The organism is Bacillus sp. AFS031507, assembly GCF_002584635.1.
GTDB lineage: Bacteria > Bacillota > Bacilli > Bacillales > Cytobacillaceae > Neobacillus.
Genome location: NZ_NUOW01000022.1, coordinates 1 through 22753 on the forward strand (window position 1 = coordinate 1; position 22753 = coordinate 22753).

The 22753-nt window shown below is 40.2% G+C and carries 17 protein-coding genes and 2 riboswitches; all 17 genes read right to left on the bottom strand.

Annotation, left to right across the window (positions count from 1 at the left end):
* Nucleotides 1-261: 261 nt before the first annotated feature.
* Nucleotides 262-2337, bottom strand: a complete 2076-nt coding sequence (gene ptsG, locus COE25_RS19250) for a glucose-specific PTS transporter subunit IIBC (RefSeq protein ID WP_088085135.1) — start codon at nt 2335-2337, stop codon at nt 262-264.
* Nucleotides 2338-2527: 190 nt separating this feature from the next.
* The gene (glcT, locus tag COE25_RS19255; RefSeq protein ID WP_098933776.1) at nt 2528-3370 is read right to left on the bottom strand and encodes a glucose PTS transporter transcription antiterminator GlcT; all 843 of its coding nucleotides are present in this window, start codon (nt 3368-3370) and stop codon (nt 2528-2530) included.
* A gap of 170 nt (nt 3371-3540) precedes the next feature.
* Nucleotides 3541-4869 carry an NCS2 family permease gene (locus COE25_RS19260; protein ID WP_088085133.1) on the bottom strand — a complete coding sequence of 443 codons (1329 nt, stop codon included), beginning with the start codon at nt 4867-4869 and terminating at the stop codon, nt 3541-3543.
* Between the two features lie 112 nt (nt 4870-4981).
* A riboswitch (purine riboswitch) is annotated at nt 4982-5083 on the bottom strand.
* A gap of 152 nt (nt 5084-5235) precedes the next feature.
* A complete protein-coding gene (gene guaA / locus COE25_RS19265) occupies nt 5236-6756 on the bottom strand; it encodes a glutamine-hydrolyzing GMP synthase (RefSeq protein ID WP_088090260.1) in 1521 nt (506 codons plus the stop codon).
* A gap of 149 nt (nt 6757-6905) precedes the next feature.
* A riboswitch (purine riboswitch) is annotated at nt 6906-7008 on the bottom strand.
* 87 nt (nt 7009-7095) lie between these two features.
* Entirely contained in the window at nt 7096-9312 is a 2217-nt protein-coding gene (locus tag COE25_RS19270) for a transglutaminase TgpA family protein (protein WP_098933777.1), read from the bottom strand.
* Nucleotides 9309-10529, bottom strand: a complete 1221-nt coding sequence (locus tag COE25_RS19275) for a DUF58 domain-containing protein (RefSeq protein ID WP_098933778.1) — start codon at nt 10527-10529, stop codon at nt 9309-9311. Before COE25_RS19275 ends, COE25_RS19270 begins: the two co-directional genes overlap by 4 nt.
* Before the next feature lies 1 nt (nt 10530).
* On the bottom strand, nt 10531-11472 hold the full coding sequence (locus COE25_RS19280) for an AAA family ATPase (RefSeq protein WP_098933822.1): 942 nt from the start codon (nt 11470-11472) through the stop codon (nt 10531-10533).
* A gap of 251 nt (nt 11473-11723) precedes the next feature.
* Nucleotides 11724-12548 (bottom strand): hypothetical protein, encoded by an 825-nt coding sequence (locus tag COE25_RS19285; protein WP_098933779.1) that lies wholly within the window; start codon nt 12546-12548, stop codon nt 11724-11726.
* A 13-nt stretch (nt 12549-12561) separates the two neighbouring features.
* Nucleotides 12562-13026, bottom strand: a complete 465-nt coding sequence (locus tag COE25_RS19290) for a hypothetical protein (protein ID WP_098933780.1) — start codon at nt 13024-13026, stop codon at nt 12562-12564.
* A gap of 15 nt (nt 13027-13041) precedes the next feature.
* Nucleotides 13042-14985 carry a hypothetical protein gene (locus COE25_RS19295; protein ID WP_218964330.1) on the bottom strand — a complete coding sequence of 648 codons (1944 nt, stop codon included), beginning with the start codon at nt 14983-14985 and terminating at the stop codon, nt 13042-13044.
* Nucleotide 14986: 1 nt separating this feature from the next.
* Entirely contained in the window at nt 14987-15313 is a 327-nt protein-coding gene (locus tag COE25_RS19300; protein ID WP_098933782.1) for a hypothetical protein, read from the bottom strand.
* Nucleotides 15306-16016, bottom strand: coding sequence for a DUF5081 family protein (locus COE25_RS19305; protein ID WP_257208898.1), 711 nt, complete (start codon nt 16014-16016; stop codon nt 15306-15308). The genes COE25_RS19300 and COE25_RS19305 overlap by 8 nt, the downstream gene beginning before the upstream one ends.
* On the bottom strand, nt 16013-16312 hold the full coding sequence (locus COE25_RS19310) for a WXG100 family type VII secretion target (RefSeq protein WP_098933783.1): 300 nt from the start codon (nt 16310-16312) through the stop codon (nt 16013-16015). Before COE25_RS19310 ends, COE25_RS19305 begins: the two co-directional genes overlap by 4 nt.
* The gene (locus tag COE25_RS19315) at nt 16299-16703 is read right to left on the bottom strand and encodes a hypothetical protein (RefSeq protein ID WP_098933784.1); all 405 of its coding nucleotides are present in this window, start codon (nt 16701-16703) and stop codon (nt 16299-16301) included. Before COE25_RS19315 ends, COE25_RS19310 begins: the two co-directional genes overlap by 14 nt.
* Complete coding sequence (gene essC / locus COE25_RS19320; RefSeq protein ID WP_098933785.1) at nt 16696-21234, bottom strand: type VII secretion protein EssC; 4539 nt, start codon at nt 21232-21234, stop codon at nt 16696-16698. The genes COE25_RS19315 and essC overlap by 8 nt, the downstream gene beginning before the upstream one ends.
* 11 nt (nt 21235-21245) lie before the next feature.
* Entirely contained in the window at nt 21246-22427 is a 1182-nt protein-coding gene (gene essB, locus COE25_RS19325) for a type VII secretion protein EssB (protein ID WP_098933786.1), read from the bottom strand.
* A gap of 66 nt (nt 22428-22493) precedes the next feature.
* Nucleotides 22494-22745 (bottom strand): EsaB/YukD family protein, encoded by a 252-nt coding sequence (locus COE25_RS19330; protein ID WP_088085120.1) that lies wholly within the window; start codon nt 22743-22745, stop codon nt 22494-22496.
* Between the last annotated feature and the right edge of the window lie 8 nt (nt 22746-22753).

Sequence of the window (22753 nt, forward strand, 5' to 3'; positions counted from 1 at the left end):
TTTGTTTAGTTTTCAAAGAACAAGCTCGCTACTTCGTTTGAAGCAACTTTATAACTATAACATTTCAGCAATTCGTTGTCAACCAATTTATCAAATGTTTTTCAACACCAACAAGTTGTTAACTCGTCAATAACGACTGCTTTAATATACTACCACCTAATTTAGACAACGTCAATAAAATTTTCAAATAATTTTCCCTATATCCACTTTCTTCTATTATAAATATAAAAGCCGATCCAAACATTTGGACCGGCTCCCAATTTACTTAGTAATCTTAATGATACCTTCTTGCTTCAACTCCACTTGACCTTGCTTATTGATGACAATTTTTTCACCTTCAGCTAAGTTCGTGAAGACAATCGGTGTGATTGTGGATGTTGCATGTTCTTTAATGTAATTTAAATCAACTTTTAATAAAGGCTGTCCTTGTTCGACAATGTCATTTTCTGACACTAATGTCTCAAATCCTTGGCCTTTTAAATTAACTGTATCAATACCCACATGAATCAGTATTTCACGACCAGTATCTGATAAAATACCAATTGCATGTTTTGTTGGGAATAGGTTTACGATTTTTCCGTTGACAGGTGAAACAATCAATCCTTCTGCCGGTACGATTGCAAAGCCATCGCCCATCATTTTTCCAGCAAACACCTGATCCGGCACTTCGGTAATCGGCTTGATTTCCCCTTTTAGCGGTGCTGCAAATACTTCATTTTCACGTGCTTTTTGAAGTGCATCTGAATTAGTGGCCTCGTTCTGTTTTTCTGCACCTTTTTCTGGTGTAGCAACAGAAGTCGTACGAGGTCGCTTACCTGACATGATATCTTTCATTTGTCCTTTGATTGTTTCAGAACGCGGTCCAAAAATCGCTTGAATGTTATTACCTACTTCAAGGACACCTGCCGCACCAAGTTTTTTCAATTGGGCTTTATCAACGTTTTTACTATCATTAACAGATACACGAAGACGTGTTATACAAGCATCTAAATGAGCAATATTTTCCTTACCGCCCATAGCATCTAAAATATTAGCTGCTAAATCACCTGAGCCTGCTTTGCCTGTCGGCGCTTGGCTATCATCTTCTTCTTCTAATTCACGACCTGGTGTTTTTAAATTCCATTTGCGGATCGCGAAACGGAAACCGAAGTAATAAATCAATGCAAAAACTAGACCTACTGGAATGACGATCCACGCATTTGTTTGTGGGTTGATTAAACCGAATAGAACATAGTCAATTAATCCACCAGAGAATGTCATCCCGATTTTTACATTTAACAAGTGCATTGTCATAAAGGATAATCCCGCAAAAATTGCGTGGATTCCAAATAATACTGGTGCAACAAACAAGAATGAGAATTCAATTGGTTCTGTAATACCTGTTAGGAAAGAAGTTAACGCTGCAGAAGCCATCAATCCTCCTACAAACACTTTCTTTTCTGGACGTGCTTCATGGTAAATAGCAAGTGCAGCTGCAGGAAGTCCAAACATCATGAATGGATATTTACCTGTTGTGAATGTACCCGCAGTTAAATGTTGGACATTATCTTTAATTTGTTCCATGAAAATACGTTGGTCACCACGGACAAGATCTCCGGCGGCATTTGTATAGCTGCCAAATTCATACCAGAATGGTGCATAGAAGATATGATGCAATCCAAATGGAATTAATGAACGTTCAATGACTCCAAAAATAAAAGCAGCAACAGTTCTGTTTGCATCAACCATGTTGGTTGAGAATAGATTCAAGCCATTTTGAATTGGCGGCCAAATAACAATCATTAGCAATCCTAAAAGAACAGTACTGGCAGCAGTTACAATTGGAACGAATCGCTTACCAGCAAAGAATCCTAGATAGGATGGCAATTCAATTTCGAAGAATCTATTATACATGTACGCGGCAATCAGACCGACGATGATACCTCCAAAAACACCGGTTTGCAGTGTTGGAATCCCTAAAACTGACGCGTAACTTTGAGGATGCTTCGCAAGCGCATCTGCATCTATTCCTAAAGCAGTTCCCATGGTTGCATTCATAATCAGGAAACCTACAATAGCAGCAAGTCCAGCTACACCTTCTCCTCCAGCTAATCCAATCGCTACCCCAACGGCAAATAATAACGACAGGTTACCAAATATAACACTACCTGCCTGTTCCATAATTTTCGCAACCATCGCGATCCCACTATTATCTAAGAACGGGGCGAGGTCAATTAATGTTGGGTTTTGAAGTGCATTACCAACTGCTAATAATATCCCGGCAGCAGGCAAGATCGCTACTGGTAGCATAAGTGCTTTACCGACTTTCTGTAAAACACCAAAAGCATTTTTAAACATAAAAAATCCCTCCTAAATTTTTTCGTTTAGCTCATAAAGCGGTTACATTATCCACAAAAAACACAATAAAAAAGGCATGAGTAAAAATCCAATTGAATGAAATTATGGGTATAGATTTCCCCATTAACTTCATTTCAATTAAACTTTTTACTCATGCCTGATCGAATCAGTAACACGTAAAAAATAAGTGCTATTTAAATTTTTTTTGAAGTCGCTGCAAATGCATTGTTAAATATACTGCTTCTGCATCAAAGACTTTCAATTTTAATGATTGTTGCATCACTTTAATGAGCTTCCATGAGAGATTATAACATACTGGATATTCATCTTTCAATAGGGAAGCGATTTTTTCTGGTTCATCGACTTTTTCACCCTTAACTACCCTATCAATGGCAAAGCGAAGGTGACGAACAAGTCTCATATAATCGATTCCTTCTTTATCTATCTCTATTTCAAGCTGTTCTTCTACCATATCAACCAATCTGCTGACTAGTTGTGAATGTTGATTTACATCCGAAAGATTTTTATTTGTTAGCGCACTATGAATATGCAGGGCGATAAATCCTATTTCACCAATTGGAAGGCTAATTCCTGTCTTATCCTTAATAAGCTCCACCACATCTTTTGCCACTTCATACTCATGACGATAAAGCGCTTTCGTCTCCACTAAAAATGGATTTTTCATTTCCATTCCTTGCGAGATTCTCGTTAAAGCAAACATTAGATGGTCCGTTAATGCCACATGGATATGTTCGTTTAACATCGAATTTGTTCGTTGTTTGATTAATTCAATAGAGGCTATGATTACCTCTAAGTATTCATTATCGATAAAAGGAAGCAATTTAATATAATTTTCTTGTTCCTTTTCATTTTTTAAGACAAAAAGTTTTTCCACTGAATCTGTTTCGATATAGTCCCCGCGCTTGCGATTAAAGCCAAGTCCTTTCCCAATCAAAACAACTTCTCCATAGGAAGGGTGTTCAGCAATTAAAACATTATTATTTAAAACCTTTTCAATCAGCAGTTCTGCCATACCCAATTCCCCATTTCTACCTTTTAACCTATTATTTACAGGATAAAAGACAGAAAACAGGAAGTCAACGACAAAGTTCGACAGCTACATGAACTTACGACTAGTTATTCAAACTTCATCCCTCTCAACCCAATAAAAAAGAACTGTGGCAAGCCACAGTCCCTTTTGACTTATTTTAAGAAAATGAAATATAGTACAAAGATTACAAAGAAGAAGTACATGACCGGGTGGATTTCTTTTGTTCTGCCCTTTACGATCATCGTAATTGGGTAGAAGATAAACCCAACAGCAATACCAGTGGCAATACTGTAAGTCAGTGGCATCGCAATCATCGTTAAGAATGCTGGAACAGCAATCTCAAAACGCTGCCAATCAATTTTCCCTAATGAAGATACCATTAAAACCCCAACAATAATTAACGCAGGTGCCGTTACAGGGGCTGTAACAACCGATAATAACGGAAAGAAGAATAGCGATAAGATAAAGAATCCGGCTGTTACTAAAGCTGCAAACCCAGTTCGCGCTCCAGAGGCGACCCCTGCAGATGACTCAATGTAAGACGTTGTAGTGGATGTACCAAGTACTGCACCGACAGTTGTTGCAATCGAATCCGAAATTAATGCGCGTCCAGCTCGAGGCAGCTTATTGTCTTTCATAATTCCCGCTTGGTTCGCTACTGCGACAAGTGTACCAGCATTGTCAAAGAAATCAACAAACAAGAAGGTTAGAATAATTCCAAGCATTGCAGTTGTATAAAAAGAACTATCTCCAAACGAAGAGAATGCTGCACCAAAGGTCGGCGCTAAACTTGGAACTGAATCGACTACTTTATGCGGCATATCAATTAAGTTGAAGATCATTCCGACGATTACTGTGATCACCATTCCATAAAAGACGGCACCATTAATACCTCTTGTCATCATAATTACTGTAACGACGATCCCAAAAATAGCAAGCAAAGTAGGTCCTGCTGTCAAATCTCCTAAACCAACAAGTGTTGCATCATTATTGACCACAATACCAGCATTTTGTAATCCGATAAAGGTAATGAATAAGCCAATCCCAGCACCAACTGCGTGTTTTAAATCAACTGGAATGGCGTTAATGATTTTTTCTCGCAGGCCAGTGAGTGTTAATAAGAAGAAAAATACACCTGAGATAAGCACTGCGCCAAGGGCATGCTGCCAAGGAATCCCGCTTCCTAATACAACTGTATAAGCAAAGAACGCATTCAAGCCCATTCCTGGGGCTAGTGCTAATGGATACTTTCCGAGAAGTCCCATGACAATCGATCCTATCGCTGATGCAAGAGCTGTCGCCACAAATACAGCACCATAATCCATTCGTAAGGCATCAGGATAATCCTTTATCGATGCTAATGATAATGTTAAAGGGTTAACAACTAGTATATAAGCCATCGCTAAGAAGGTGGTCAGTCCACCAATAAACTCGCGGCGATAATTTGTACCGTGTTTCTCAAACTCAAAATACTTTTGCATTTCTTTTCCCCCTATGGTTCTTTTCTTTATTATGCAAAAAAAGCTCCGGCATATTCTACCGGAGCGTGACTTTAGGCATGTGCAATAAAAGAGGAAAAGGAAGCTAGCCTCTTTATTAATGACACTGCCTCGTAGTCAAGCCATTTACGGTGGCTCGGTAGAAACTTTTGGGCCATATCCCCAAGATTATACGATGCAATTATTATATTCTCTTAACTCGTTTTTTATTTTAGCAGGAAAAAAACATCTTGTAAACAAAAAATACGAACGATTTTAAAATTAAAATTAAAATCGTTCGGGAATATTTCACTCCTAAAATAAATAAGAACCGGAACTATAGTCCCGGTTCTTTCTCTATCGCTTTTCTTATTCCCACTCAATCGTTGCTGGCGGCTTGCTGGTAATGTCGTACACTACCCGGTTCACATGCGCTACTTCGTTAACAATACGCGTTGAAATGACTTCAAGGACATCCCACGGAATTCTTGCCCAATCGGATGTCATCCCGTCAATCGAGGTAACCGCTCGGATACCGATGGTATAATCGTAAGTTCTAGCATCACCCATTACCCCGACACTGCGAATGTCTGGAAGTACGGTGAAATACTGCCATATTTCTCGGTCAAGCCCAGCCTTTTTAATTTCCTCACGAAGGATCCAATCCGAGTCCCGAACGATTTCAAGTTTATCCTCTGAAATAGCCCCTAAGACACGAATCCCTAGACCTGGGCCAGGGAAAGGCTGTCTCCAGACGATATCATCCGGAATGCCAAGCTCTGTTCCAAGCGCACGGACTTCATCCTTAAACAAGGTGCTTAATGGTTCAATTAATGTAAACTGCATATCTTCTGGCAGGCCGCCTACATTGTGATGTGATTTAATCGTCTGCGCGGTAGCTGTACCACTTTCTATGATATCGGTATAAAGCGTTCCTTGAGCTAAAAACTCTATGCCCTTAAGCTTTGTTGCTTCATCATCAAATACATAGATAAACTCATTGCCGATGATTTTCCGTTTCTTCTCTGGGTCAGAAACGCCTTCCAACTTCGATAGGAAACGTTCTTTAGCATCGACCTTGATTACATTCATATGGAAGCCTTCAGAGAAAGTCTTCATCACACTTTCTGCTTCATTTTTACGGAGAAGACCATGGTCCACAAAAATACAAGTTAGTTGGTCACCAATTGCTTTATGAATTAACACGGCAACAACGGAAGAGTCAACCCCGCCACTTAAGGCACAAAGCACCTTTTTATCGCCAACCTGTTCGCGAATCTTCGCCATCTCGATTTCAATGTAGTTCCCCATTGACCAATCGCCGCTGCTTTTACAAACGTTAAAAACAAAATTTCTAAGCAATTCATTCCCATAAACAGAATGACGTACTTCCGGATGAAACTGAACAGCGTATAGCTTTCGCTCTTCATTACTCATTGCGGAAATCGGGCAGGTAGGGTTCGTGCCGTCAACAGTGAAACCTGCAGGGGCTTCTACCACAAGGTCGCCATGGCTCATCCACACGGTTTGCTCTTTAGGCAGGCCGCTAAATAGCGCTGATTCATGCTGCACCGTCATAGTTGCTTTTCCGTATTCACGTTGGCTTGCTTTTTCAACCTTCCCATTGAAATGGACAGTCATTAATTGCATCCCGTAACAAATTCCGAGAATAGGCAGACCCATTTCAAATATTTCTTCATCACAACGGAAGGAATTTTCATCGTACACACTGTTTGGTCCGCCGGAAAAAATAATCCCAGTTGGGTTCAATTTGCGAATTTCTTCAGCTGTAATCGTATGCGGATGCAGTTCACTGTATACCCCAAACTCGCGAATTCTGCGAGTAATTAGCTGGTTATATTGACTCCCAAAATCTAATACAATAATCATTTCATGCTTTCCTTGCAAAGCATCCACCCCAATTTTCTCAAGATATAGTTATTATTAACCTTAACAACAAATGATATAAAAAAAACTAGAATTCTCCCCCCATTAAATATCAGGAAGGCAGAATTCTAGTTTCCTCGAAAAAAAAGCTCACAGAAAAATTCCGCCTTCATAGTCAGGTCATTTAACGGTGACCCGGTAGAGACTCTCGATCCGTATTATCGAGGATATATGAAGAAAACGTACATATTTTGAAAAGCGCACACCCATTTAGCGAAGTCCGCTAATAGCTTGCGCTAGACATTGAATAGTACATATTGTAACAATAGGTCGTTTTTCTGGTCAAGCAATTGTTTTTTTGATTAAATTTTCCCACAATTCATGCGATTCTTCCCAAGTTCCCTTCGGCAGGTTCTGATGATACACATAATTTTCATAAATAGCTGTCAATCGCGACATCTCTCTCGTCGAAAAGAACGAATCAATATAACGGGCATAGTTCCTCAGTGTTTGGTTCTCCTTCCGCTTTAAACCGTAGCGATCGAACTGTTCTAATAAAGCCAGGTAGGCAGCCCCGAAACTTTCGTCCCTTTTCTTGAACCGATAAACCGCTAACAGCAAGTACGGAACCCACTTCCCACGGACCCGATAAAGAATCGTAGATACTCCTGCTAAGAGTATGAATATAAGAACCATCCGCATCCAATTATTTTTCAAAAACAATTTTGAATCAGTCCACATTCTTTTGATATCAGAGAATTGATTCGAATCATTTGACGCCTTCGTATCATCAAGATTTTCCTGCTGAGGCTTTTTCACAGTTGGTGTGCTGGTTTGCGGATTAGATGATGATGTCGCTGCTGATTCATAATTGATGATGATTTCATTTGAAAAGCCCTTTGTTGGCTCAAATGGGACCCAGCCTTGATTTGGAAAAAAGACCTCCACCCAGGAGTGGGCATTATTATTTGTTACTTCATAAACCTGTACCTCTGAAGCCTCATCACTATATTGGAGAAAATCTCCACCCGTAAACCCTTTGACCCAGCGAGTGGGAATCCCCAGTGTTCGAAGCATAACTGCCATGGATGAGGAGAAATTATCACAATAACCCCTTTTTGTATCAAATAAAAACAGATCGACATAATCATCGTTGGTGTCAGGCACCGCAACATTTTTTTGGTCGTATGTGAATTCCGCTTTTCCAAAATAACTCTCCACTGCCTTCGCTTTATCGAACCAATTCGATTTTGAGGCAGTAATTTCTTCTGCTAACTCTTTAACTCTTGGTGGCAGCTCCTCAGGCAGTCGGGTATACTTTTCATAAAATTCAGGGTTGATGCTTGTCGGATCAAAACTAGTTGTTTGCACTAAATCCTTTGCTTTATATTTGGGTGTTTTAAATTCAACTGTAAAGACCTGTGGTATGGTAGGAACTTCATTATTGAACAGGCTAATTCTCTCATTGGTTGTATCAATTTCAAATCTATTGCCGTTTGGATCCAGGGGCAGGATTTTTAACACTCTGGTAATTCCAGCAGGATACATAAGATAATTGTAGTTATATTTCACATTTGTTATGACACGGGCAGTTTCCTTAATGGTCTCCACTGTTTTAGGCAATGAATAAACAGGGACGAGGTCATCCTGACGGAAGGAAATAGGCGTTGTCCCAGATGTTAGCCAGCCTTTTCCTGTGTACACATCCTTCGTTTCCATCTTCCAATAACTTTTTCCGTTCGCTTCATAGTTAAAAACCGGGTTGTTGTCCCCTATAAATGGACCGCCTAAAGCGGAATCATCCGTTCCGTAGCCAATTCGATGCACACCACTTAGATTGCGTTCTGGAACTTTATCGTTATTAGCTGTTAAATAGGGAACAGGATCGGGCCATATCGGTTCAGCTTTTGGTGCTGCAATTCCAATAAAAACACTAAATGCAAGCATTCCTGCTAGCGGCACCATCCACTTTCGAAAGAAAGCTGGCTCGGTGTTTACATTCTCCCTCTGGATAATCCGGTAATACGTCAGCATCCCCATCACCGCGAAACCGGCCACCACTGTTCTGACAACCGCCGCTTTTGCGCTATAAGGGGTAAACGTATCCAACACGGTAATATAAATCAATGTCATAAGATAAAAGATAAATATTCGCTTCCGGTTTAAGAGCCAATAATTAATTAAATAGACCATTATCCAAAGCAGGACAAAGAATAATAGTGTCCGGAACTCATTGGATAAGTCGTTCCAGTCCCTTGCAGCGATCAAGCCAATATTATCGATCACATCCGTTAATAAGGACTTAACCCAGCCAAACTGAAAGAACCCTTCATCATAGTGGATGCGGTTGATAGAATATAAGATAAATATCATTTTAATCAGATATTGCCAAATCCATTTTAGATGTAAAAAAGAGAGGCCAAACGAAATAATCAGGAACATAATAAATGTTTCAATATGTTCCGTTTCCGTTAATTGTTCAACTGGACGAAGCCACTCCCATAATAATAGAAAACCAAACGTATATAACAGAAACGATGGATAATCCCTTTTAATCAAAAAAAGTTCACCTCCGAAAAGGCTGCCTTGTGTTCGCCTTCATGAACCATAACAATCCGCACCCCTCGTGCATTGGCCATTGCAATAAGTGATCTTTCGTTTTCTGTTGGGGATACTTTCTCCCCCTTTATTAGAAAAAGCGTAATGGTTCCTCCTTTTCGTTGTCCAAGGAAACTTGCTTTTTCAATCAAGGGTTTAGTTATCTGTGCAGTGACAAGCATAAACGAAACCGTTTGTTGGATAAAAAGACCATCTGTATCTAACACCTTTTCAAAAGGTGAGATACATTTCGCTGCTATTTTTGCTAAATGATAAAAGAGTTGCTGGAGATGCTGTTCTCCTCCTCGGATCGGGAACGATGCCCGCTCGTTGCTAATCGTTAAAAGACCAGTCTGGGCTCCTTTTTTCAAAATAGCCCTCAGTAATGAGGCCGTAAAGGATACCAAAGGCTCAAAATGGCTATCTGGTACACAGTCCATGACGACAAAAACATCATGTGATTGCCGCTGCTCAAATTCCTTTGTCATTAGTACGTTTCGTTTCGCAGAGGCTTTCCAGTTAATCCACGAAAATCGGTCACCCGGCTGGTAGTCCCTTACTCCCGTAGCCATTGAAGTATCGCGCTGCACACGTTCCCTTGATGCGGTCAAACCTTGATCATACTGATTTTCAAATGGTCGATATAATAGATCTGAATAAGCTGGATAGACAATAATTTTGCCCTCTGAAGTTACCCTTTTTTCTTTTTCGAATAAGCCAAGCGGATCACCGATTCTTAAGGTAAAGGACTGAAAAAAATGTTCACCGCGCGGCAGCTCTTCAATGATATATTCATAAGAAAATTCCTTTTTCAATCCCGGTAAAAGAAGTGCCTTTGGTTTCTTTTGCTGATTGGCAAATTTCAAGGAATCATCTAAGTTGTCCTCGACAAGTAAATAAAATAACGGAAGGGATTTTGATCTTTTTACTGTAACTGCCACCCTTAAAGGTTCCCCCGAATTGTAATCTAATTTTTGCAATGTTCTTGTGACTTCAAGTTCATTTAAGGAGTAGAAGGCTATGGCCACACAATAGATCGCAAAGGGTAAAAAGCTATAAAATAAAAACCAGCTGACAAAACCCCCTTGGAACATCGCGTAAGAAAAGGTTAATAGAATCAAAAAAAGTAACAGGATAAACTTCCACACTTTTTTGATTGGAATCCAGAGCTTTTTCATTCTATTTCACTAACCTTTGGACCGGTACAGGAACTCTTGCAACCACCCGGTTGACTATTTCTTCAGCAGTAATCCCTTCAAACTTTGCCTCTGATTTTAAAATGATCCGATGGGATAAGACACAACGGGCCAAATATTGAATGTCATCAGGCAGGACATAATCACGTCCAAACATATACGCATAGGCCTGCGCTGCTTTCATTAAGGCAATTGAACCCCTTGGGCTTGCCCCAAGGTAGACGCTGCCGTGGCCCCTTGTGCGATTGACAATGTCGACAATGTAACGCTTAATCGTATCATCGACGAAGACATCTTTAATTTCTTTTTGTAAATCGCGGAGGCCTTCAAGGTCAATCACTGGCGTTAAATCCTCAATCGGCGGGACCCTTTGTGCTCGGTTCAACACTTCCATTTCCTCTTGTAAGTCCGGGTAACCCATTTTCATTTTTAATAAAAAACGGTCAAGTTGTGCCTCAGGAAGCGGGTATGTCCCTTCATATTCGATTGGGTTTTGCGTTGCCATAACGAAAAAGGGCTTGTTCAGTTGACGGGTTATTCCATCAATGGTTACACTCGCTTCCTCCATCCCTTCTAAGAGTGCCGACTGTGTCTTCGGGGATGTCCGGTTAATTTCATCGGCAAGAATGATGTTCCCCATTAACGGACCGGGACGAAATTGAAATTCCATTTCTTTTGGATTATATATGGAGACTCCGGTTACATCGGATGGCAATAAATCGGGTGTAAATTGAATTCTGCGGAAGTTGGCATTCACAGACTTTGCCAGGGCACGGACCATCATTGTTTTCCCGACACCCGGTACGTCTTCTAAGAGCACGTGCCCCCCGGCCAATAAGGCAACAAGACTAAGTTCAGCAACGTCCCTTTTTCCAATCATAACCTTTTCAATGTTTACTAGTATTTTTTCGATCACGGGATTCATTTGTTCAAGAGACAAGGTGACTCCTCCTTGGAAGTTTTGTATCTATTTTGGGCATTCATCTAAGTATTCTATATACTCCTAAAATATTCCTTTATAAATAGATTGACAATATACAAAACTAGGTAAATATTAGAGAATGGTAGATTGGGGAATGTTTAGGGAAGAATGAATAAAAGAAGCCTACTCCTATAAAAAGAGTAGACTTTGAATCCTTGAATGCTGGTTTCTTCTTAAAAATAATGGTTTATTATTTAACTACGTTTTTGATCATTCATTCGTGCCAATATATTTAATACTTTTATAAAACTCATTTTCACTTCATAATCATTGCCAACGATAAGTACTTCCCTTATCCCCTTGTTGATAGAATGGTTTAATACTTGATACAGACTGTTTATGTCGACGGATGCTGAAAATTCATTTTTATACCCATGCCGCAACGACTCTTTTTTACATTCATCCTGAGTTTCATATATTTTAATAGTATTTTCAATTTGCAGCGGAGAAAACTGATTAAAAATTAGCTCTTCCCCTGTTGTTTCTTTTGCAGGTATGATCCATAATTTTTTTGACCCAAATTTCATTTGATTAAACAGAGTCATAATCTTGTATTCTTGTTTTTCTAAAACAGGCTGGCGCTGCATCGCTAGTAATGAGGTATTTACTAAATCATATACATTGGTGGTCAGCGTATTTTTCCCTTCATCAACAATTAATCCACTGACCCCAGAAAACATCGCATTAAATAAAAAAACCGTTAATTCCTCAATGGCTACTTTCTTATATAAGCCAACCTCATCTTTCTTCAAGTTGTAATGGTTCGTATATTCCTTTGCAATCGATTCCTCAGTAAATAACCAAACGCTCGGAATATCGTTATAGCCTATGCCGTAGAAAATGGGAGCCGTCCCATCCTTAATGCTTTCTATGGATGAATTCTTCCTTACCACCGTAAACAAGTCTTTTGTTTTGACGATATCGAAGATAATTTTTGCATAACAGGACTGAAATTGTTCAGACGATTCTTCGTATCGATTTAATAAAGCAATCTTTTCCTGTACCAGACTCTCTGCCATCTCTTCAACCCCCTTATTCAAACAGCTCAGTTTCTATTTTAAAACACTCCTCTAAAGTAACCTCTCGTCGGATTGTGTTCTTGCTCACAAGATCTTCCCTTACATGAATAAGTTGATATTCATCATCGGACCCTAGTCTTTTCGTATACAGATCTCTATCTTGAATCTCAAGATTACATGCTCTACCTATAGTTGAATCTGCCGTCACAATTTCAATTCCATAACTATCTCGGAAAAGTCGAGCAACAAAAAATTCATAATTTTTGTATCGGGCGGTAAAATACTCCCGAAATAACTCCGTAACCTCTTCCTTTTTTACTTCTTTTTCATGTAAGTCTTTATCGTAAGCGGACATAGCGGATGTGAAACCAGGTTCGTTTCGATGCAGAAATAATTTGATATTCGTTATTTGACCTTTAACCCTTGCTGCAAAGGCCTTATATCTTTTATTGTTATATACAGCAACGCATCTATCCATAATACCCCCACACTTCTAATTAGTATTAACTGAAAAGTTTATTGGTTCAAAACGGCCGTTCTTAAAGATAGCAATTTTTTCTTCCTTACCATCTACAACCCTAAACATTTCTGCTCCTTCTTGAATGTTTGCTCTTGCATAATCCTTCACTTGCCACTCTGGAACGATGGTTTCATTTCGTCCACCTAAAAAGCCATTATGTGTACAAGGATATGCATCAGTAGTGGAACCATAAAATTCTGTTCCATATGGTATATCAATCAAATTTTCTGACACATCACTGTATTTAAACCGGATGACCGCATACGAATCACCATCATCTGGATAAGTTCTAATGACAACCCCCTCTTTTTCGTACGTATAATCTAACCGTAACGTCTCAAGGGTTTCCTTATAATCACCTGTTACTTTTGCAACATCTTCATACTTCGCCACATAACCAGCAACTGTTGTATATGGATTTTCTCTCCCTAGATAGCCATCAATAGAGTCAATTGGTATTACCTTACTCATTAACGTGTCTTCTGTTGGTTTTTCTACAGACTCCCGAAGGTAAAAGATTAAATTCATTTCGCGATCTGACAACTCTGATACTGGCGTCAGCTTAATTCTTTGGAATTCCTCAATACTGATTTTATTTTCCTGTAAAACCTTTAAGATATTTTCTGAGATTCTTTCATCGGCCTGTTCTGCCACCTTAACTCTTCCACTTCCAAGATTAACCCCATCAATCCTGCTCAACACATCTTTCAGCTTATTCTCCACCGCATAGGTATTCTCAACAGGTATTCGAACCTTTCCAAGATCGCTCACATCGTCAAGTGCTAAGCCCATTCTCCGCGATTGGGTTATGTTTTTCGCCTGTGTTATAGCAGAGTCTACTAACCTTCCTGCTTCCAGTGTATCTTTTGCAATTTTATTTTTCATCACATTGGTTGTATCTATTATAGCCGATGACGCACTCTTCAAACGTGTGACCGATTGCTGACCAGCGGTTTTTACCATGTTGTCGATATGAGTAATTCCTTGATGGATACTCCCTTGAACTCCTGTCCGCAATTCAATTCCTCCGATATTCTCCCCCAGATGGGCGAGACGTACCGTGCCTGAAAATTTCGTTAACCCGCTGACACCAGGGACAATATCCAATGGGGCCAAAAGTCCGCGGAACCACCTTTCCGAAGTCCCTAGCTCCCGGTCTGACACCCAGTCCTTGCCGGAAACAGCTGAACTCAATTCCATTGCACCATATGCTGCCCCTAAGGCCATACCTGCCGGAGGACAGATGAGTGTGGCCCCAACAATAACCACTAACGCACCTATTTGCACCCAGAATTCCTTATCTTCTTGTTGGTTCCGAATGGATTCATACTCAAAGGCGCGTGTATTTAAAACGGCTTGTTGATATTCTTCTTGCGTGAAATCCCGGTCTGGATTAAGTTCTTTCCAAGCATCGTATTCAAGCTTCATTTGACTTGCATAGTAATTATCACCACTAAACAAGTCCTCCAAGCTTACTTCCGTTTTAGGAACTTCAAAAGATTGAGCAGGACCGTAACCTGCATAGACATATTGAGTCTCGGTCGCTCCGACTCGATTAATCGTTGTATAGTTGGAAATCGTTAAATCCCGCATTGCCTCAACAAAAGCATCCATATCTTCATAGAATGGCTGATCAATTGTGCGGTCAACAATCTCTCCGACCTTCCCGGTAAAGTTGTGTAAAATCTCGAAGTCTTCAAATAATCCTTGGTACCTGCTTTTTTGACTGGTGTGATGAAAGGATATAACCCCATCACTATCAAAGTTCGCGATGTCAGACTCAGCATCCTCTAAATTATCACTTAGATCTTTCAGATTATCGATCATCCCTTTGCCCCAACGACCCAGTCCGATCAAATCACCAATACCGTCTTTCATCTTATCCCAGTCCGACGGGATATATTTAACATCCATCACATCATACCCCCAGTTTTGCGATGATTTGTTCCGCGATTGCTTCGTCTGCCTGCATCATCGTATTTAGGATATCAATCACCAACGCAGCGGCACGGGAGTAATTATCGTATAAATCCATTACCTTCTGATTCGCTTCTGCATATACATCCATTGCTTTTTTGGCTTTTCCTTCTATGTAATAATCGATGTTCGCCAATTTTTCAATACTGGGTGTAGCATTGGTCTCTAGCTCCGTAATAATCCCCTGTAAAAAGGTGAAAATGGTTGTCATCTCATCAGAATTTATATTAATCAGCAGGCTGGAACCGCCCACATCAGCTTTAAGCATATGACTTCGCCTCCTTATAAGGGAAATCCATTTCATCAAATAGGACCTTCAAAAACCAATATTGACTAGCATGGTAATATTTTTTATTTACAGTATCGACCATGATTAACTTTTCATTTTTCGTAAAAATCAGCCACTGCTGATAATAGTGCCAATTATATTGATCTTTATGTTCCTCCTTAAGATGGAAGAATTCTAGATTCATAAACATTTCTTCTGGCTCAAAAGCCTCGGTCTCGCGTCTTTCTTGATTGGATAATTCTTTTTTTAAGAACGCTTTTTCCGTTTCAACCGGTTCTCTTACAATCACCGGAAAATGTTCACTTAACATTTTTAGAAGTGATGCTTTAGAGGTGATACGTAACTGATAGGACCCTTGTTTATCCAACTCCACCAGCACAATGACCTCATCACTTTCACGTTCACGGAAGGCAAAGAGAAGATTATTGATACGAACGTATTTCTGACTTTGATGATAAAATTCAATGGTTCGGATGACTAGTGCCCCAGATTTTGTTATCTTTCCCTCCGGTGTGATGATTTTCTTCTCAATCAGCCGGTCATGTGCCTCTTTGAAAACCTCTTCGCCTTGTAATTGGTAAACTTCTTTCTCAGGTAAGCCAAAAAGAACAGTTCCGCCAAAAGCTGCCGCTAATAGGTATAATTCAGCCGCTGAAAACATATCTGTTGATTGTTCGATCATAAATTCTTCACTTCCCTCACTGAGCCGTCTTGAAGGAAATCATCTACGTAACCATCCAGGTTATTTAACGCTTTTGTTTGTTTTGCGACAGCGGACTTCAGATCATGATGATATTTCTGAATGATTTCCAGATAACTTAAAAAGGAATCTCTAGATTTCCCGCTCCATTCAGCTGAATGAAGGTAAGAAATTAGTTGTTCACAAGATTCATAGGTTTGTTCAATCGATTGCTCTAATGCCTTCGCTGCGGCCTTCGCTTCATTTACTCTATCCCCGTCAATTCTAACGCTCCCCACTGATCAATCGCTCCAATCTCTCCTGTAGCTCTTTCAATTCCTTTTCTCTTCTTACTCTTTCCGCTTCCGCCTCTTTAATGGCCAAATTTTTATAATGGACATATCGTTCATATGCCTTATTTTTCGCGGCAGCCAGGGAACTCCGCTTTTCCTGATCTGCCTGAAAACACTGCTTTAACTTTTCCGTTAGTTCTTCCCTGCTCGTTTCAAAATCATTTGAAGGTATTTTTGAATTAGATAGATTCGGAATAGCACCTAGATATGAACTGTAGGCTGCATTCGCTTCTGATACCTTATGATCGTGTTCCGAAATGGCACTCTTGAGTTTTTCATACAGCTCATAATACTCATCTCTTTTTCTCTCAAAATCACTTTTAAACCAATTAAACACCGATATTCACTTCCTCTCTTTTTAGGTAAGGAGCAGCAATTTTAATCTTTTCTGCTTTACCATGTTTAATATAGTAGGCTTCATAAGGAAGTAAGTTTTGCTCTTTATAAGGTCGACTCAGGACCTCAAGTATGTTCTGCTCCGTAATTCTTCCTATCAAGATGCCGGTCTTTTGTTTCTTCACCATGGTCGCGATATCATCGTATTGCCTTTCTAATGCGGCATGGACAGCTCCGACAACAAAATGAATGCCTGTGCGAGCTCCCGTGTCCATTAGTTTTACTAGAATCGATTGTTCTGTATAGGACATCGATTCTATCACGAATGACACATCGGTTATGAAGACAACCATTGGGCGGATCTCCTTTAGAAAATCATTCCTAGTTGCACGGCTATTGGTGGCCATTTGAACTTGACGGAAGGCATCTTCCCTTGTTTCAAATAATTGCTGAAGCTGCTCGATAAACTCCTCCATTGAACCGGCATGGTCGGCATAAAGATTGACATTTTCCTTATACATTCTAAATCTTGACGCAGCATTGTCGATTAGCCCCACATCGATGTGATGATTAACTGAGATACTTGCGATTAGAGTTAAATAAGTTTGTTCCACTGCATCGATTCGATCACTTAAAAGTAAGGTGGTATGATCTTTAACGAAACTTAATTCGACAGGTTCGACATTTTCAAAATCTACCGCAAACGGTATGCCGCCTTTGGTTAAAATGGCTTTGGTTTCCGGTTTCTCAATAAAAGCTGTGAAGTCAATGATTTCCGGAACCATTGGGATTGGCAATGGCAGCTCGCCCTTCCAAGCGTTCCGCATTGCTTGACTCTCTTCTTGAATATGTTTAATAATCGCTAGCGTATCTTCTCCTTTGACAGGAAGAGCCGTTTGAAACAAGGTTGGCTGATCTAATTTAATTAAACCGCGTCCCGGAACTTCTTCAATCGTTAACTCTGTTCTTCCGACAATATTCCGCGGCTCCATACTATCAATCATAAACAACGAAATTTGATGCTTAATATTTGCCAGAACCGGTGCTCGCATGGCACTTTGCCGCCCTGCACTGATCACCATATGGATTCCTGTACTGACACCTTCCCGTGCAATCTGTGCCGCTATTCTCTCAAAATCGTCCCGATAGGAAGCATCGACGATGGAATCAAATGTATCGATGAGTAATACAATGACGGGGACTTCTTCCCCACTCGCTTGTTCATACATTTGAATATTTGCCACACCATACCTGCTTAATTTTTGTTTTCGCTCTTTTAACTCATTTTGCAGGCGGCGGAAAAGCTTTCCTAGTTTGATTTCCTCATCTACCATAATCGTATCGGCTGTATGCGGCAATTCCCGCAATGGCAGCAAACCATTCGTCCCGAGGTCGATCAAATAGAAATGGACTCTGTCCGGACTGTGCTGTCGAGCGATATCCATGGTTACACTTTGTAAAAAGGTAGACTTCCCATACCCAGGACTCGCAAACACAGCAAGATGGCCATCTTTAGTAAGGTCCAAGGTCAGTGGTTTTTGTGCTTGCCTTTCAGGCAGATCTAGAAAACCGAATGTCACTTCTAACGATCTCTTCTTTTGATCCCAAGCTTTTGTATAGTTCACTTTATTTAAATCTGGAAGGAAAATCCGCTCCTCTAATGGCGGAAGCCATGGTCTTTGAAGTTCAGCAATCCTTTTTTCCGTTGCATAGGCTTGAATATAATCAACAACCGCATCCAGTTCTGTTGGAACTTTTTTAATGTCTTTTTTATTTGATAGTCCACTTAAATCATGCGAGAGGATGTCATATTGGCCAAGTTCATTAATGGCGTAAATCGTTGTGTCCAATAAGTCTTGTTCGTCTTTATCAGGAATATAATCAGCCCCGCTCCAGGCACTTTGAAATAGTTCATAAATTTCATTGTTGCCGACCTGTAAATAGGCACGACCAGGAAGTGTGATATTCGCCGCATCCGGCGTTTTCAAGATCTCTGTCGAATCGCTGGCGTTTTGAACTTTGAGTGCCAGCTTGAATTTAGAGTTGGACCATATTTGGTCATCCACCACACCACTCGGTTTTTGTGTAGCCAGAATCAAATGAATCCCAAGGGAACGTCCAATACGGGCTGTCGAAACAAGTTCCTTCATAAATTCGGGCTGCTCAGATTTGAGCTCGGCGAATTCATCTGATATTAAAAATAAATGAGGCATCGGCTCTCTAGCCTCACCTGATTTATACAGTTTTTGATATTGATTGATGTGGTTGACATCATGTTCGCCAAATAACCGCTGGCGCTTTTGTAATTCTGCTTTAATCGATGCAAGAGCCCGCATCGATTGCGTACCGTCCAAATTTGTAATCGTTCCTAATAAATGCGGGAGATTTTTAAATAAATTTGCCATCCCTCCGCCTTTATAATCAATGAGCAGAAGAGAAGCTTCATGCGGATGAAAGTTTACTGCAAGCGAGAGAATATATGACTGAATAATTTCTGATTTTCCAGAGCCAGTCGTCCCAGCCACTAAACCATGTGGTCCATGTGCTTTTTCATGGAGGTTCAAATGGACAAGATCTTCTTTCCCACGCATTCCCAGAGGAACAGCCAGGCTTTTATAGGTTTCATTTTGTGTCCATCGCCCATCAATACCGAGCTCCTCCACTTTCTCTACACCATACATTTCGAGAAAGGTCACGCTTTCCGGAATCGAATTTTTTAAATTTTGCAGGTGATTAAGCGATGCCAATGCCCGTGAAAAATCTTCTTTATGAAAGCCTTCCGAAAATCGATCCGGTGTGAATCGTCGATTGACCAATTCACCTTTCTCAAGGATCATCATTCCGGTTGTGGCATCACGAATATCAATAACCGTTTTCACTTGTTCCGGAAGAGACTGCATGACATCCTGTACGAATACAAGGGAAACACCTAATTCACTCGGGTCTTCATTAAAGTATTCCATCACGGAATGATCCAATATCATTTTTTCATCGGTTATTAACACAACAAAATGAGGAGTGAAATGAATTTTTTCACTTTTATTACTCTTCTCATTGATAGCAAGCTTGCGTCCTTTTAATATCTGATAAAGGGAGTTAAGGACCTGATCACGAGAACGTTCGTGATAAACAAATCCTCTTACGTTTAGTTCTCGTAAACTAGCATGCGGGAGCCAGCGCATCCATTCCCATTTCCCTTTTTCCGCTTCAGGAAAGATCGTGACAAACTGAACATCATGGTAACTGTGAAATAAAGCAGCCTGCATCACCAGCATTTGTAACTGTTCCAGCACAAGCGGACGCTGTCCAATGTACCCAACAGGTCCATTCATTAATGATGTCGCTGCCGGTACATCTTCTAATGTGAGATACTGAGCCCGAAGATTGCGGGCTGCATCCACCAGTTCATCCTTATCAAGGGTAAACTCCTCGATATTGAATTCGACCTCAAAGCTCGAATCAACCCTCCCTAATCCAACACGATACATAAGGAAGTCATGATGCAAGCTGGTTTTTTCATAAATTCGGGGATCAACCTTCATTGCCATCACACGCAATTGCTCCACATCTGGAAAGTGATAATAGAGGGCATGCCGCTGTTCTTCACTAGCTTGATATAATTGCTGTGTTTTCTGTTTCAAGTACTCGCGGTAGCTTATATCCCGCTCTTTTATATCTAGGCGGTATTGCTTCAGACTTTTTAGATAGGATGTGATTGAAAAAATGACCGTCGTTACTGTCATAGCAAGCATAATGATGATATAAAGCCCATTCGACATAAACAATGAGACCATGATCATCGCTGCAATCATCACAAGCGGCGGAACAATCACCCGTGCCAGCTGTTCACTCGGTTTTCCAGGTTTATTAGAGGGTTTAGCAATTTTCCGTTTTTCCTCTCGCTCACGGTATATAATCCTTGGTGAACGATGATAATCAGGGTAATGACTGCCGAAATCATGGTGAACGTCAAATAAACGAACTAATTTCGTTGTTATGATGGAGTCGACTCCTAGAATTTCAAGGTCCTCCTGACCAATCTTTATCATCATCCCGTCAAAAAAAAGCTGGTCTCCTGGTTCTAGCAGCACCACACCCGTTGTCCGAACATAATTGTGGTAAATTTGACCTTCAAAGATTTCAAGTTTAAAAGGATCGCCCAAATGCTCGCGAATCAGTACAAAATCGAGGGCAGCGTTCTCGATTCTTACATCATCGTAATCATTAGCACCAAAAGTAATACTATAGTTTTCTGTTGTATCGTATACACACCGCTCCGCTTCTTCCTTGATATAAACCTGGAACGGCTCGTCATGAGTGTTTAATGTAAGGCATTCGTTAACCTGCAGCTGCTGATTACCGATTGTGCATGCAGCTCCATCCCACATAATGGACAATCCTGGATTTAAATCGAGAAAGGTAATCGTGTTGGAACGATCATTTCCGACTGTTATTGTTTTTGGTTCATTTATTGTTAAATGGCATTTGTGCAAATGATCTTTATAGCTCAGCAGTAATAATCGTTGTGCCATCTTTCTCTCCCTCAGTTCTGCTGGTTTAGGATGGAGTCCAGACCATATTTATCAGCGTATGTATTATATTGTTCTTGATATTTTTGAACCTTCTTTTCACGCTCTGTCCCACTTAAGTCAGGGTCATTTTTCGCCTGTTCGATTTGTTTGATTAGTCCATACATGATTAATTGAGGATCATCAATATACTTGGCAAGGTCGATCGTTCTGGCAAAATCGCCCCGGCCATTGTAAATCCAATACAACAAATAATTAGGATCACTTTTTATACTAATATTTTTCAAGATGACCTCTTTCTGATCTTCCGAAAGCTTCTCAGTTTTAATGAAAGAATAAGCAAGAACATACTTACTAGTATCTGGTAATTCTTCAGGTGTTTGGTCTTCTAAATCATTAATGACGTCCCCATAATCTAAGGATAAGAAATGACGATCTGCTTCGAGGAGATCTTCCTGAAAAGGTGTTTTTACAAAACTCAGATAGACGAGCGGCACGGCCAATATAACGGCAAGAGCAATCATAGTAAAAGTTAATTGTTTAAACAGGCGAAATCGCTTTGCAGGTACATGTACCATGGTTTTTCCCAGCTCTATTTTTTCCTTTATGTACTGTTCTTCCAAAAACTTGATTAATGCATCGAAATCATCTAGTTCACCCACTTGACGTTCAAATGGAGTATCCTTTGCATTTTTCAATGAACCAGAATAGAGCTCGTCAAAGGTATACATTTTTGAAAATAAGGCGACGATTAAACATTTATATTGGAGTAATAATTTTTCTTCATTCAGCTCATGTGGGGGAATCAACTCCCGGATACCGCGAAACACGATAGATGGTAAAAGATTATCATCAAAAATCAGATTGTTGGGATGTAAGAAGAAGGTCATGCGCGTGGTTAGGATTTTTTTGAATCGAGCTAGATTGTACAACAGGCGTAGTTTATCTTTCCGGTTTAGCTTTTGTATATCTTCCCATGTGTTAGCCCTTGGGTCGACTTCAAAAGAGAAGGTAAACATATCGTCTCCTTCTTCAACCATTGCGGGTACGAATAAGTCTGAGTCGTTATTGATTAAAGCCAATTGGCGAACATCTTTTACTCGTGTTTGTGATTTCGGCAAGTTCAGCTGCCAGCTGTTGTTAAGAATGAGAAACTTGTATGTGATTGACTCCCATTGGATGCTTATTTCATTCATGAGTTCTGACTCCTTCCTGCGAAACAGGCGCCATCTTCAGAAAGATTAGTGCCTGTTTCTATATACTTATAAAACTAGTAAAAGGTCTCCATTGGTTACCGGGTAATCGATAAGCCGATCGTCATCTGCTAATAAGAGATTTTTATTGGAAAGCTTTACTGCAAACAGAGGTGCCATTGTAAGATCAAGATTTAAGGTTTCTGCCAAATTCACCAGCAGTTGATTAATCGGTTGGTGCGCAGGAATTCTTACGTCATACTGCCCTTTGCCCCATCTGCTAAAATCAACGGTCACGTTAACATGTGTTTGACTAGGCATGGTGGCCC